Origin of the sequence: Legionella pneumophila subsp. fraseri (assembly GCF_000586315.1) — a bacterium.
Taxonomy (GTDB): domain Bacteria; phylum Pseudomonadota; class Gammaproteobacteria; order Legionellales; family Legionellaceae; genus Legionella; species Legionella pneumophila_B.
In genome coordinates, this window is record NZ_JFIM01000001.1 from 157,967 (window position 1) to 171,916 (window position 13,950).

Genomic DNA, 13,950 nt, shown 5'->3' on the forward strand with positions numbered 1-13,950 from the left:
TATCCATATCAATGAATAATGGAAACCGATGTTGCTTTTTTGTATTAAAGATGGTTACATCCTATATTTTCCACTTGATATTACATCCAATACTTGGTTTTTGTTCAAAATCTAATGGCTTATTATTTAATAAACAATCCAATGCCTGGCGAATTGAACTGCCAGTAACAGGAAGATCATTTCCGGGTCTTGAATCATCCAGTTGCCCTCTATAAGCTAAAGACAAATCGGAATCAAAAACAAAAAAATCAGGTGTACAAGCTGCATTATATGCTTTAGCTACTTCTTGAGTTTCATCATAAAGGTACGGAAACGGATATTGATGTACTTTTGCGGTTAGAATCATATTTTCAGGTGAGTCATCAGGATAACTCTTTATATCATTGGAGTTGATGGCCAAAAATCGAATTCCTTTTGGAATATAATCATTAGCAAGCCGTGTTAATTCGTTGTTTATATGTTTCACAAAAGGGCAATGGTTGCATATAAACATAATTACAGTAGCCACATAACGTGGAGTTTCTCTTAGCTTAACTTTACTTCCACTAATTACATCCACCAGTTCAAAATGAGGAGCCACTGTACCTAATGGAAGCATATTTGATAGAGTTCTAGCCATTTTATTAAATCCCTCAAAAAAATCTTAAAACATCAATTGATAAAGAGCGTATGACGCAAATATGGTATTAAGAATACCCCAGAGGTAACAGATGTGTTGACCTCTATAAGCACTATAGTATGCATAAGCGGCTACACCTGAACTTCCAGAAAAAAATATGATTTGATTATTATACGCAAGTCCCACCGAGAGCAGCGCTATTCCTATAATGCCAATTAATAAAAAGATACTGTTTTTCTTGCCAAACATTAAATAAAAAATCAGTAGTTGTAAACACAACAGAGAAGGTAAAGCTGACCCGATATATTTCCCCATACCAAGAAGGATAGAGGTATGGCCAGCTCCCAAAATTAATTCCAGAGCAATAAAAAAAATCAATTTATAGTGAATTGCTGTAATCATGAGAGCAAGTGAGCCAGAAATATAATATACTTGAGGAATATTCTGGCTCAGCCCATAAATAAGTAACAAAGCGCCAATAATACCTAGTACCAGGGATATAATGTCATACTTTGTTTTATTCACTGATCACCATTTTAGGTAAATTCCTTTAGCAACAGACTCCTGAATGACTTCATTTTGTGATTTATTAGTAGAAATCCAATAGTTCCCCATATTACTAAGTGCGAATTTAACGCGAGGATATTGGCAAACTTCCAGAACATCTCGACAATCAACTAAAGAAGTATTTTCATCAACATGCTTATAACATTTGAAGTTTAAATTTTTTACATCTGATGCAAATGCCGCCCAACTCATTGGGTCTAGCGATGCTTGTAAGGGAGGAATCATAAACGCATCTGAATTATCAAAACGCTCAAGTTCAATTTTTGAATCTGAACGGTTTTGAATGAGATAATAGGTTTGGTTACCCGTTTCATTTAAAATTAAATAATTTTCACTATAACCAAAACCAGTGACTTCACAGCCACGGGGAAAAATCGAAGCAGCTTGGACTGTGTTGGTCACAAAAGCTGTGACTAACATTGTTTTAGTAAAATAATTAATTAATGACATAATTTCCTCAGAAAACAAAATTAAGATGCTATTTTAATCATTAAATAGACAAAGTCTATCATGTAATAAAAAATCAAACGCATAGAATATATTAATCCGCCTTTGTTATTAGGTATTCATAAGTTGTTGGCTTGCATAGAGGCGCAGAGACTATATCAGTTACTCGCATTAGCTCTCTATTCTACAGTAAGCAGTTATTAAATATCGATCGGCATGGAAAACATAAATTACATATAAGCTCAATCTTTATTATTTGCCGCAATCTTAGCTTTGATCATCGGATAATAGGTCCTGTAGAAACTTAAAAATAAATACATACCCACATAACCTAATGATAAGCTTACCCACAATTTATTTGTTTCAGGGTAATTAACTAGCAGGCAAAATGAACTGATACCATAAAGAGCAGAGCAGCAGTGCATTAATATTTTCAAGGTTTTGGACTCAGTTAAATAATCTAACCTTGATGGATAAACATATTTTACTGGAATAAAAATCAGTATACAAAAAAGAGATAAGAGAAGGGTATTCACAATCATAGTGGTATTAAAGATATACATATAAAAGACAGCAATATTCCAATAGCAAGGGAAACCTTTAAAAAAGTGATCAGGGGTTTTGGCGTCATCCTGGCAGAATTGATAGGCCGAAGTAATTGTAATTGCGGATATAATTGGCACCACATAATCTGCTGGGAGCATGCCTGGTTTTACAAGCAAGAAAAAACATGGAGTAATGACATAGTTTAAATAGTCAACAATATTATCTAATAAAGCACCATCAATTTTAGGCAGCACGCTTTTTACATGAACCAATCGAGCAAGGCTACCATCTACTGCGTCAATAAATACAGTAATTGCCATTAGCCACAAAGCAAATACATAATCATGCTGGTAAATTTTATATAGGCTAAAGACACCGAGACAGGCAGCGCTGGCAGTAAATACATGTACAAACCAGGCAGCAAAATACTGATTAAGAGTAAAGGGAGGCTTTATTGGATTCATTACTTATCCTAAGAGTTAATCAATGTCATTCTACTACTAATAACTTAGACTTCGGTCTTTTTTTATAAAAGCAAAAAATAAATTATCTTTAAAATATGCATTAGAGAAAATATCCAGTGCAATGATTAAATCTGCATGACTTCATTCATAAAGACGATGTATTTCCGCTTTTTTAAACCAGTTAAAGCCTATTTAATTTAACATATTGATTTTTATTACTGTTCTTTAAAACAATGTCGTTTAAAATAAAAATAGTATCAATATTCAAAAGCAAAGTGCAAGTTAGGTTAATTATTTAAAATAAAAAAATTGCCCCGATTTAGTCTAAACTATAGGCAACATTAATTATATCGAGTAATTAAATGAATATTCAAACTATCAACCCGGCAACTGAAGAAGTTCTAAATAACTATACATGTCTGGATTTTGATTCAATAGACAAGAAAATAGCATCAGGGTATGAAGCCTATTTAAATTGGAAAAACTCTAAATTCGATATCAGGCGCTCTTTAATGCTTAATCTTGCTCAGATATTAAAAGATAAGAAGCAAGAACTGGCGCATTTAATGGCTTTGGAGATGGGTAAACCCATTACGGCTGGTTATGCTGAAATTGAGAAGTGCGCTTGGGTATGTGAGCATTATGCTGAAAATGCAGAACAATATTTAATATCAAGAACCATTCAGACTGAAATGAAAACAGCTAAGGTTTGTTACAGGCCACTGGGAATTGTATTTGCCATAATGCCCTGGAATTTTCCATTTTGGCAGGTTTTTAGATTTTCAGCTCCAACCATCATGGCGGGTAATGGTGCTATTTTAAAACATGCTCCAATATCGAGTGGAACAGGGAATAAAATTGAGGAATTATTCAGGGATGCTGGATTTCCTTCTTCATTATTTCAACATTTAATTGTAGATAATGATGGGGCATCTCATATCATTGAAAATCAATTTATTACCGCAGTTACTTTAACTGGAAGTGAACGTGCTGGTCAAAGCGTTGCAGCGAATGCGGGTAAAAATTTAAAAAAATCGGTTCTGGAATTAGGGGGTTCAGATCCTTATTTGATCTTGGAAGATGCGGATTTAGATCTTGCTGCTCAATGCGTTGTGGCTTCACGCTTAAATAATACTGGACAGGTCTGCATTGCGGCCAAACGAGTCATAGCACTTCAATCGATTGAAAAAGAATTAATTTCGAAAATCAGAGCACTCATCAATAAATATAAAATGGGGAATCCCCTGGATCCTAATATTAATTTGGGCCCTATGGCCAGAAAAGATTTACGAGAAAATTTGCATTTACAAGTAGAAAAATCTGTTAAACAAGGTGCGAAATTATTGCTTGGTGGTATAATTCCGGAAGGTAAAGGGTACTTCTACCCACCGACATTGTTAACTGATGTTAAACCTGGAATGACGGCATTTGATGAGGAACTATTTGGACCCGTTATTGTTATCGTTTCTGCTAAAAATGAGAGTGAAGCAATTTCACTGGCCAATATGAGTCAGTATGGTTTGGGTGCTGCTGTATTTACAAAAGATCTTAACAAAGGAGAGCACATTGCTACTTATGAAATTGAAGCAGGAACCTGTTTTGTTAATGCTTTTGTAGCCTCTGATCCAAGACTTCCTTTTGGAGGAATAAAGCGCTCAGGATATGGTAGAGAGTTATCAAGAGAAGGTATATTAGAGTTTGTAAATACCAAAACAATTGCGATTAGTGATTCAAAACATGGTAAAAAATAGTAAATTCATTTTTATTTCAATTAAAAAACAGAAGATAAGTTGTTTTGAAAAGGATCATTTAATTACAAATTATGCTATTTCATCTGGGAAAAATGGGGTGGGTGAAAAAATGAATAGTGGATGCACCCCGAGAGGTTGGCACAAAATCCATTCTATACTTGGACTTGATCTGCCAATTAATAGTGTTATGGTTGCCAGAAAATGGACTGGTGAGATTTATTCGGAGTCATTGGCAACTCAATTTCCAGAAAGAGATTGGATATTAACCCGAATTTTACAATTGGATGGATTAGAGCCTGGTCGAAATAAGGGTGGAGAGGTAGATACTTTACAGCGTTACATTTATATTCACGGCACACCAGATACAACTCAACTAGGCATACCTGGCTCACACGGATGTATTCGCCTGAATAATGATGCAATTATTGAGCTGGCAGCTTGGGCAACAAAGAATACTTTAGTATACATACAATGATTAATAACAATTAATGCCTCGGAGCATAAGTGAATCTGAAGGGGTAAATGAATGTCCTATAAATTTGAAGAAGGTAAAGACGTAATAGTAGAAAGCGTTGTTGAAAAAATTAAGCAAACAATGACTGGCGAACAAACAGAGTTTTGCGCTGAATTCGCCAAGCAATTTTATGGGACCGTGGCTCTTGAAGATCTTCGAGAGTGGGAAATTGACGATCTTTATGGCGCAGCAGTCAATTTTTGGTCCTTGATTTCTGAACGAGCTCCACATGAGACAAAAATCAGGATTTACAATCCTGACTATGAACGCCATGGTTGGCAAACCACACATACTGTTGTAGAAGTTATCTGCGAAGACATGCCCTTTATTGTAGATACTCTGAGAATAGTAATTAATAGAATGGGATTAACATCGCATCTAACTATTCATATGGGAGGAATAAAGGTTAAGAGAGACAGTCATAACCGAGTTACCGAAATTCTTCCAAGAAATGGTGGTTCTATAGATGATGATGTTTTACATGAAGCCCCTATTTTTATAGAAATTGATCGACAAACAGACCCGGCTGTCTTATCCGAGTTGCACAAAAATTTTGAACGTGCTCTTGAGGATAATCGAGCAGTATTTGAAGATTGGGATAAAATGCGTACCAAGGTACGAGAAATTATTAAGGAACTTGATACTGTACCAAAGACAATTGATATCAGCGAAATTGAAGAAACTAAAGCCTTTTTAAATTGGATGGAAGATCATCATTTTACTTTTTTAGGATTGCGAGATTATGATTTGGTTAAAAAAGGAAAGGAAACTATTTTACAACCTATTCCTGAAACAGGATTGGGCGTTTTACGTCAAAGTCTAAGCAAATCAAGTGCAAGAAGTATTACAGCAATGGGGCCAGAAGCACAGGGGTTAATTTCATCACCTCGCATTCTTGTAATGTCTAAAACAAATACTTTAGCTTCGGTACATAGGGATGCTTATACCGATTATATTGGCGTTAAGCGCTTCAATAAAAAAGGAGAAGTGATTGGTGAAAGACGCATTATAGGACTGTACACTTCCGCTGCTTATCATACAAATCCCAAGCATATTCCATTTTTGCGACATAAAGTTGCATTAATTATGAAAAACTCTAACTTAAATCCCTATAGCCATGCGGGTAAAGTGTTATTAAATATACTTGAAACTCTTCCAAGAGATGATTTAATTCAAGGCACTGAGGATGAGTTACTTGAAATAGCTATGGGTATTTTCTATATGCAAGATAGAAAACGTATCCGTCTGTTTGCCAGAGTCGATGTTTATAAGCGATTTATTTCATGTCTGGTGTATGTTCCCAAAGATCGGTTCAATACCGAATTAAGATATGCCATGCAAAAAATTTTGGCAGACAGTTTTAATGCTGAAGATATTACCTTCTCCACTCAATTTTCTGAATCCGTATTGGCCAGAATTCACTTTATAGTAAGAGTTAATCCCAAAAACTTGCCTGACTTTGATCTAAAAGCAATAGAGCAAAAACTGATTGAAGTGGGGCGATCGTGGATTGATGATTTGCAACATCATTTACATGAAGTCTATGGGGAAGAACAAGCCAATGCCCTTTACTCTCGGTATAAAAACGCATTTCCAATTTCTTATTCTGATACTTTTTCACCAAGAACGGCTGTTTATGATATTAAGCATATTGAAATGCTAAGCTCGGAAAACCCGCTCGGCATTAATTTTTATAAGCCATTGGATGAATCTGAGAAAAGTTTCAGGTTAAAGGTTTATCAGCACGACATGACTATTCCCTTGTCTGATGTATTACCTATCCTGGAAAAACTTGGTTTAAGAGCAATCAGTGAACGTCCTTATGTTTTGAAGTTTGAAGATGGCAAAGTAGCATGGATTAATGATTTTGCCATGCAATACAACAAAGAAAGCGAATTTAATATCGATGAAATAAAAGAGTTATTTCAAAATGCATTTGCCAGAGTATGGTTTGGTGATGCAGAAAATGACGGTTTTAATTTATTGGTATTGGCTGCCGGATTAAATTGGAGGGAAGTCGCTGTATTAAGAACCTATGCAAAATATTTCAGGCAAATAGGATTTACATTTAGCCAGGATTACATGGAAACAGCGCTAAATAATAATGTAAGGATCGCCAAGAAATTAGTCAGGTTGTTCGAAATTCGCTGCAATCCTCATGACTCCAAAAAGAGAGAGGATAGATACGTTGCACTTGTCGCTGAAATCTTATCTGATCTTGATAATGTAGCCAATCTCGATGAAGACAGGATTATAAGACAATACGTGCATGCAATTGGTGCCACTCTTCGTACCAATTTTTATCAAGTAGATGCTCAGGGTAACCCTAAGAATTATATTTCTATAAAATTGTCCAGTAAACTCATTCCTGGTGTTCCAAAGCCATACCCCATGTTTGAAATTTTTGTTTACTCACCACGATTTGAAGGGGTGCATTTACGTTGTGGCAAAGTAGCTCGAGGAGGTTTACGTTGGTCAGACAGACGTGAAGATTTCCGGACTGAAATCCTTGGCTTGATGAAAGCACAACAGGTAAAGAACTCCGTGATTGTTCCTAGTGGGGCGAAGGGTGGTTTTGTCCCCAAACAGATACCTGCTAATGCTACTCGTGAAGAAATCATGGAGGAGGGAATCAGCTGTTACAAACTCTTTATAAGGGGTTTACTGGATATAACAGACAATTATAAAGAAGGACAAATTGTAAAACCCCAAAATGTTGTTTTTTATGACGAAGACGATCCTTATCTTGTAGTGGCCGCAGACAAAGGCACTGCAACATTTTCTGATATTGCCAATTCAATTTCTCAGGAATATGGTTTTTGGCTTGGAGATGCTTTTGCCTCAGGAGGCTCTGTTGGTTATGACCATAAAAAAATGGGGATTACAGCTAAAGGGGCATGGGAATCTGTTAAACGTCATTTCTATGAGTTGAATAGGGATATCCAAAATAATGATTTCACAGTAGTTGGTATAGGAGATATGGCTGGGGACGTCTTTGGAAATGGAATGTTATTGTCCAGGCGTATCAAGCTTGTAGGTGCTTTTAATCATATTCATATATTTGTAGACCCTAATCCTGACGCTGAAACCAGTTTTAAGGAGCGAGAGCGATTATTCAATCTTCCCAGATCTAACTGGACGGATTATGACAAAAAACTCATTTCCAAAGGAGGCGGCGTTTTTTCCCGCAGCGCAAAATCAATCCCTGTTAGCCCGGAAATGCAAAAAGTATTTGGAATAAAACAAACTTCGATTGAGCCTAATGATCTGATTAAAGCAATATTAAAAGCCGATGTGGATTTACTGTGGAGCGCTGGAATTGGAACCTATGTTAAATCAAGCACTGAAAGTAATATCAGCGTAGGTGATCGAACAAATGATGCAACTCGTGTTAATGCCAATCAGTTAAGATGTAAGGTTATAGGTGAAGGAGGTAATTTGGGATTAACCCAGTTGGCGCGAGTGGAGTATAGTTTACACGGCGGCAAAGTTTACACAGATTTCATAGATAATTCTGGAGGGGTTAATTGTTCAGATAAGGAAGTTAATATTAAGATTTTATTGAATAATGTTGTAGCTGCCGGAGATCTTACTCCCAAACAAAGGAATGAGCTCTTAAGTAATATGACTGATGAAGTAGCCAAATTAGTGCTCAGAGATAATTTCCTACAAACCCGAGCTATTAGCTTAACTGCTTCTCAAGCCTTAAGAGCAATTGAATTACATGGAAGGTATATTAACGAATTAGAAAAAGCAGGCAAAATTGATAGAACTTTAGAATTTTTACCTGATGAAAAAGTTCTTATGGAACATAAATTAATGGGGAAAGGATTAACTCAACCTGGAATTGCTGTTCTTATGTGTTACAGCAAAACCATATTAAAAGAGCAAATTCTGGCTTCTGAAGTTCCTGAGGAAGATTATATGAATCAGATACTTATTGGTTCATTTCCCAAGCCTCTGCAAGAGCGTTTCAGTAAACAAATGCAAGATCATCCGTTAAGAAGGGAGATAATTGCTACTCGCTTAAGTAACATTATTGTCAATGAAATGGGCTTCACCTACGTTTACAGATTACAAGATGAAACTGGAGCCTCTGTTTCGGCAATTGTCAGGGCGTATATGATTGCCAGAAGTGTCTTAAATTTGGAAGCGATATGGAAACAAATTGAGGAACTTGGTACAAGAATCAGTGCACAAGCTCAAGTTGATATGATGATGCTGTATGTCAGACTATCCAGAAGGGTGACAAGGTGGTTTTTAAGAACCCACAGAAGGGCGATGAGTATTACTCAAGCAATAGAGTTGTATGCAAAAGGGGTTGATGAACTGAAAAAATCCATGCCAGCGGTCTTTGGCGAAACAGGTCGGATTCAATATGAGGAACATTATCAAGAACGGATAAAAGAAGGGATCCCACCTCAACTTGCTCATGAATTAACAGTGACTCGAGGTTTGTTTGCTGCTACAGATATTATAGAAATTGCTTATGAGGAAAATATAAAAATACCAAAAGTAGCTGAAATATATTTTGGTATTGGCGAATTTCTTGATGTAGCCTGGCTTAGAACCCAAATTATTGTTCACACTACAGAAAATCATTGGGAGTCTTTATCTCGAGAGGCACTGCGGGATGATTTGGATTGGCAACAACGTCAGTTAACAGCAGCCATAATGGGTTTTGAACCTAATAATAAGGATTTTCAAGCAAGATTAACAAGATGGGGGGAAACACACGTTTCTTTAATTGATCGGTGGAATCATATTCTGACGGCTCTGAAATCAAGTACGGCTTTGAACTATACTATGTTTTTAGTTGCTACAAGAGAGCTGCTTGATTTAACCCAAACGACTTTACAATCCAATTTAAAAATGGAAGAAGCTTTTTGATATGAAAGGAGTTAAATGAAATGGGGACTAAGACTGCTTCAGATTATTCACCACTGAGCAAATTATTTCATTGGATCATTGCATTAGCAGTTATTGTCATGCTAATTGCAGGTTTTTTTCTTGATGAAATACCTGAGCAATTTCAGGGAGTTGCTTATATGCTTCATAAATCAACAGGAATTACTATTCTTTTTTTGATGATTTTGAGGTTTATTTGGATCCATGCCAAGGGAAAACCTGCTTTACCAGCCTCTGTTAGGAATTGGGAGAAGTTTTTATCGAGATTTGTACAATATGGATTTTATATACTCTTGATCATTATGCCATTGAGTGGATGGATCATGTCGGTTGCGGCAGACAGAACTCCAAGTTACTTTGGCCTGTTTCAAGCACCATTACCCTGGATAGAACCTAATAAATCTTTGGCCGAATTAATGGCTGAATGCCATGAAACTATCGCCTGGATTTTGGTTGCCTTCATTACATTACATATCTTGGGGGCTATTAAGCATCATTTTATTGATAAAGACAATGTCCTAAGGAGTATGTTGCCTGGAAAAAGAAAATAGCTCTGTACTTTTGAAAAATTGAGCTTGAATTTCAAGGCTCAAGCTCAATTTTTTCTTCCAATTGGATTGGAAATTGGTCACCTTCCAGGCGGACAGATGAAAAACTCTCCTTTAGTATGCTTGCAGCAACCAAATATTGATTTTGACCAAGCATAGAATAATCAATTAACTCGCCAATCTCTGTATCTTCATCCGATTTAAATAACTTTTGCCCAGCATGCAATTCATTACTTGTCTGAATAATAAATTTCTTTAATTCGTGTTTAAGAGTCGCTCTATAGTGAGTTCTTGCGATGATCTCCTGGCCCTTATAACATCCTTTATCAAAACTGACATATGAAGTCTGATGCAAGCCGATTCTATGTGGTAAAAAAAGTCCTCTTGAGTTAGGGTAAATATCAATTTGATTATTAAACAGTCTAAGGGTATGCCAGGTTAATGAACCAAGTAATTGATTATTTTCAATAAAAGGCTTGCAAAAACTGTCATAATAGTCTGAATGAATTAAATAGATATAGAATCCTTTACCTAAGTGATAAACACAACCATGACTCGTATAAGATAGAGCATATAATTCGTTGGGCAAAGGTAATAATCGGGGTATTTGATCATTATCATGCTGTAAATAAAAACCTAAAACTTTATAGCTATTATTTGTAGTGATTTTAACACGAGAAAGCAGTGCCGCTTTGTTTAGTGAATTTTGAGTGACTTCAATTAAATCTTGGGGCAGAACTAATTTTATTCCTTGCCAATTGATAATATCCAACAAAGAAAGGATTCGCCCTTTAAGGTTACATTGGGCCCCCTGAATCATTGAGGCATCCGATACCAATCGTAAATCACAAGTGAGTTGCCCTTGCAGAAAATCGATTGATTTGTCTCCAAATAAATCGATGGCTCCCAAATAAGATAAGTCAAAAAGATAGTTTTTCTGCTGATTTAATAATAATTCAGACTCTATAGAGTGGAATGTTGTGAAAGACCTATTATTCACTAAATGTTCTAAAATAGTATTCATATCAAGATCAGTGATGTTGTTTATAATACAGAGTAGTGTATCATTTGGTCTCTCAAAATCAGATATTATTATTAAATAATCAGGATTATGTTGAATTTATCGTGAGATAACAGAGGAAATCCATTGTGGACAACAGAGAAAAGTCGCGGTTATTATGGAAATGCAGGCGAGGAATGCTAGAGCTTGATCTTGTCTTGCAGAAATTTATAACCAATGAGATTGATCGACTTACAGAAAGTCAGTTAAAAGCATTTGATAATTTACTAACTCATAATGACCCTAACTTATATGCCTGGCTAATGGGGCATGAGAAACCCGAAAAAGAGTTGCTTGAAATTGTATCATTCATCAGAAACAGTGATTAATCCAGGTAAATCCCAAGTATATCTTCGATTAATTACGATTCTTTATTTGTGCACCATTGCATTAATTTTATACTCTTCCTTACCCGTGTTAATAGAAGGCGCCTTAATTTTTCTTATTATCATTCAATTTAAAAATGATGTAACTAACCAAAGTGTTTGCCAAAGCATTAAAGAAATTAAATATTTACAAAATCATACGTGGTTACTAGAAACAATTGATGGTACTGTCCATCATTATGACGAGCTAAGAGTTCTTGCTCATAATATGCTATTCCAGGTGATCCGATTATCTTCAGATAAAAAAAATCAGTTGTTAATTCTATTTAATGATCAGATACCTAGCTATCAATTACGATTATTACACCTAAACAGCAACAAAAATAGTATATAATAATACATAATGATTAAAATAAATCCACTCAGGCGTTGATTAGGCTTTGTCATATTCGAACGTAATAACAAATAAAGGAATAATGAGGAAGTTATGAATATTGAAACCTCTTTAAGCGATGAATCACTGATTGAATTGGCTCAAAAAGGTAATGGGCTGGCCTATGATAAACTATTTGAGCGCTATCAAGATAAAATTCGACAAATGATTTATTTTTATACTCACGATTGGACAAATGTCAATGACTTGACTCAGGAAGTTCTTATCAAAGTATTTAGACATTTACCCTTATTTAATGAGCGCAGTCAGTTTTCAACCTGGTTATATAAAATTACTCAAAACACTATTAAAAATTATTTTCGCACCAATAATTTTCATACTGATTCAGAAATACAATATATGGATGAGCAATTTTCTACACCCTATAATTCTCCGGAATCAGAGATAATGGGGCTAGAGTTTGAGAAACAACTAGAAGCGGCAATGTTATGTTTATCTGAAGAGCTGCGATTATGTTATGGTCGGCATATATTTGATGGACAAACCTATCAGGATATCGCAAAAGAAATGCATTGTCCCATCGGAACTGTGCGGTCTCGTATATTTAGAGCTCGGAAACAGCTTATGGATATTGTGAATGAGAACTATGCTTTGTGATCTCATTTTACTATCCTATAAAACTATAAATCCTCAATTCCATTTAATTATTAAATAAATAAGCTTGCAAAGATCTGCTATTAGATAAACATATGTTAAAATGCTTTCATTCGAATGAACCCGACAAAACCTCTTATGCTCGAAAGTGATCGCCTAATCAGTAGTCAAAGTATTGTCTCGGAAGAAGCCATAGATAGAGCTATCAGGCCGCTTAGTTTGAGTGAGTACGTAGGACAAGACTCTGTAAGTTCACAGATGCAGATATTTATCAATGCGGCAAAAAAGCGAAATGATCCTTTAGACCATGTTCTTATTTTTGGCCCACCTGGACTTGGCAAAACTACTTTAGCGAATATCATAGCTCACGAAATGGGAGTTAATATCAGACAAACTTCTGGGCCAGTGATTGAGCGAGCCGGTGATATTGCAGCTATATTGACGAATTTACAACAAAATGATGTACTATTTATTGACGAAATTCACAGATTAAGTCCTGTTATAGAAGAAATTCTTTATCCAGCTATGGAAGATTATAAGTTGGATATCATGATAGGAGAGGGGCCCGCAGCACGATCTATTAAATTAGAGTTACCTCCTTTTACATTAATTGGAGCTACAACAAGAGCAGGATTACTTACCTCGCCATTAAGGGATAGATTTGGTATAGTGCAACGATTGGAGTATTATTCTGTTGATTCGCTTACCCGGATTGTAGCACGCTCTGCTCATTTGCTTGGTGTCCCTACAAAACCTGAAGGAGCCAGAGAAATTGCATTACGTTCCAGAGGAACACCACGCATCGCCAATCGCCTGTTAAGAAGAGTAAGGGATTATTCTGAAGTGAAAGGAAATGGCATCATTACTGTTGATATGGCTCAACAAGCATTGGAAATGCTTGAAGTGGATCAACATGGATTCGATTTAATGGATAGAAAATTATTGTTAGCAGTGATAGAGCATTTCAATGGCGGTCCAGTTGGTATAGATAGCATTGCAGCTGCTATTGGTGAAGAAAAAGGAACTATAGAGGACGTTTTAGAGCCATTTTTAATACAACAAGGCTTTCTAATGCGCACTCCTCGCGGTAGAATAGCTACTTCGAAAGCTTATCAACATTTTGGTTTTAGTGCGATCGAACAGGAATAACAC

13 protein-coding genes are annotated in these 13,950 nt (G+C 35.9%); 8 read left to right on the top strand and 5 right to left on the bottom strand.

Annotated features, from left to right (window positions below):
* Positions 1 to 61: 61 nt before the first annotated feature.
* The 4 genes from CC34_RS0100680 to pcsA all read right to left on the bottom strand — a co-directional run bounded on the left by CC34_RS0100680 (position 62) and on the right by pcsA (position 2,643).
* Entirely contained in the window at positions 62 to 619 is a 558-nt protein-coding gene (locus CC34_RS0100680) for a thioredoxin family protein (protein WP_027227086.1), read from the bottom strand.
* 24 nt (positions 620 to 643) lie between these two features.
* Positions 644 to 1,144, bottom strand: coding sequence for a hypothetical protein (locus CC34_RS0100685; RefSeq protein ID WP_027227085.1), 501 nt, complete (start codon positions 1,142 to 1,144; stop codon positions 644 to 646).
* Between the two features lie 3 nt (positions 1,145 to 1,147).
* On the bottom strand, positions 1,148 to 1,636 hold the full coding sequence (locus tag CC34_RS0100690; protein ID WP_027227084.1) for a hypothetical protein: 489 nt from the start codon (positions 1,634 to 1,636) through the stop codon (positions 1,148 to 1,150).
* A gap of 239 nt (positions 1,637 to 1,875) precedes the next feature.
* A complete protein-coding gene (gene pcsA / locus CC34_RS0100695; protein ID WP_027227083.1) occupies positions 1,876 to 2,643 on the bottom strand; it encodes a phosphatidylcholine synthase in 768 nt (255 codons plus the stop codon).
* 362 nt (positions 2,644 to 3,005) lie between these two features.
* Here pcsA and CC34_RS0100700 point away from each other — a divergent pair, with 362 nt between their 5' ends.
* Genes CC34_RS0100700 through CC34_RS0100715 form a run of 4 tightly spaced genes read left to right on the top strand, consistent with a single transcriptional unit; the run spans position 3,006 to position 10,367 of the window.
* Positions 3,006 to 4,394 (top strand): NAD-dependent succinate-semialdehyde dehydrogenase, encoded by a 1,389-nt coding sequence (locus tag CC34_RS0100700; protein WP_027227082.1) that lies wholly within the window; start codon positions 3,006 to 3,008, stop codon positions 4,392 to 4,394.
* Positions 4,381 to 4,869, top strand: coding sequence for a L,D-transpeptidase (locus CC34_RS0100705; protein WP_027227081.1), 489 nt, complete (start codon positions 4,381 to 4,383; stop codon positions 4,867 to 4,869). Before CC34_RS0100700 ends, CC34_RS0100705 begins: the two co-directional genes overlap by 14 nt.
* Positions 4,870 to 4,920: 51 nt before the next feature.
* Positions 4,921 to 9,798 carry an NAD-glutamate dehydrogenase gene (locus tag CC34_RS0100710; protein ID WP_028378939.1) on the top strand — a complete coding sequence of 1,626 codons (4,878 nt, stop codon included), beginning with the start codon at positions 4,921 to 4,923 and terminating at the stop codon, positions 9,796 to 9,798.
* A 20-nt stretch (positions 9,799 to 9,818) separates the two neighbouring features.
* Positions 9,819 to 10,367: a cytochrome b gene (locus CC34_RS0100715; protein ID WP_028378938.1), complete on the top strand. Its 549-nt coding sequence runs from the start codon at positions 9,819 to 9,821 to the stop codon at positions 10,365 to 10,367.
* A 31-nt stretch (positions 10,368 to 10,398) separates the two neighbouring features.
* Here CC34_RS0100715 and ygfZ read toward each other — a convergent pair whose 3' ends face one another.
* On the bottom strand, positions 10,399 to 11,388 hold the full coding sequence (gene ygfZ / locus CC34_RS0100720; RefSeq protein ID WP_027227078.1) for a CAF17-like 4Fe-4S cluster assembly/insertion protein YgfZ: 990 nt from the start codon (positions 11,386 to 11,388) through the stop codon (positions 10,399 to 10,401).
* A 125-nt stretch (positions 11,389 to 11,513) separates the two neighbouring features.
* Here ygfZ and CC34_RS0100725 point away from each other — a divergent pair, with 125 nt between their 5' ends.
* The 4 genes from CC34_RS0100725 to ruvB all read left to right on the top strand — a co-directional run bounded on the left by CC34_RS0100725 (position 11,514) and on the right by ruvB (position 13,947).
* Positions 11,514 to 11,753: an FAD assembly factor SdhE gene (locus CC34_RS0100725; RefSeq protein WP_027221767.1), complete on the top strand. Its 240-nt coding sequence runs from the start codon at positions 11,514 to 11,516 to the stop codon at positions 11,751 to 11,753.
* On the top strand, positions 11,719 to 12,144 hold the full coding sequence (locus CC34_RS0100730; protein ID WP_269456699.1) for a hypothetical protein: 426 nt from the start codon (positions 11,719 to 11,721) through the stop codon (positions 12,142 to 12,144). The genes CC34_RS0100725 and CC34_RS0100730 overlap by 35 nt, the downstream gene beginning before the upstream one ends.
* 93 nt (positions 12,145 to 12,237) lie before the next feature.
* Positions 12,238 to 12,801: a sigma-70 family RNA polymerase sigma factor gene (locus CC34_RS0100735; protein WP_028378937.1), complete on the top strand. Its 564-nt coding sequence runs from the start codon at positions 12,238 to 12,240 to the stop codon at positions 12,799 to 12,801.
* 135 nt (positions 12,802 to 12,936) lie between these two features.
* Positions 12,937 to 13,947 (top strand): Holliday junction branch migration DNA helicase RuvB, encoded by a 1,011-nt coding sequence (gene ruvB / locus CC34_RS0100740; protein WP_027227075.1) that lies wholly within the window; start codon positions 12,937 to 12,939, stop codon positions 13,945 to 13,947.
* The last annotated feature ends 3 nt before the right edge of the window (positions 13,948 to 13,950 follow it).

Coding starts and splice junctions, on each gene's coding strand:
- CC34_RS0100700 (WP_027227082.1), top strand. CDS start 3,006: ATGAATATTCAAACTATCAACCCGGCAACTGAAGAAGTTCTAAATAAC.
- CC34_RS0100715 (WP_028378938.1), top strand. CDS start 9,819: ATGGGGACTAAGACTGCTTCAGATTATTCACCACTGAGCAAATTATTT.
- CC34_RS0100680 (WP_027227086.1), bottom strand. CDS start 619: ATGGCTAGAACTCTATCAAATATGCTTCCATTAGGTACAGTGGCTCCT.
- CC34_RS0100690 (WP_027227084.1), bottom strand. CDS start 1,636: ATGTCATTAATTAATTATTTTACTAAAACAATGTTAGTCACAGCTTTT.
- CC34_RS0100735 (WP_028378937.1), top strand. CDS start 12,238: ATGAATATTGAAACCTCTTTAAGCGATGAATCACTGATTGAATTGGCT.
- ruvB (WP_027227075.1), top strand. CDS start 12,937: ATGCTCGAAAGTGATCGCCTAATCAGTAGTCAAAGTATTGTCTCGGAA.
- CC34_RS0100705 (WP_027227081.1), top strand. CDS start 4,381: ATGGTAAAAAATAGTAAATTCATTTTTATTTCAATTAAAAAACAGAAG.
- pcsA (WP_027227083.1), bottom strand. CDS start 2,643: ATGAATCCAATAAAGCCTCCCTTTACTCTTAATCAGTATTTTGCTGCC.
- CC34_RS0100710 (WP_028378939.1), top strand. CDS start 4,921: ATGTCCTATAAATTTGAAGAAGGTAAAGACGTAATAGTAGAAAGCGTT.
- ygfZ (WP_027227078.1), bottom strand. CDS start 11,388: ATGAATACTATTTTAGAACATTTAGTGAATAATAGGTCTTTCACAACA.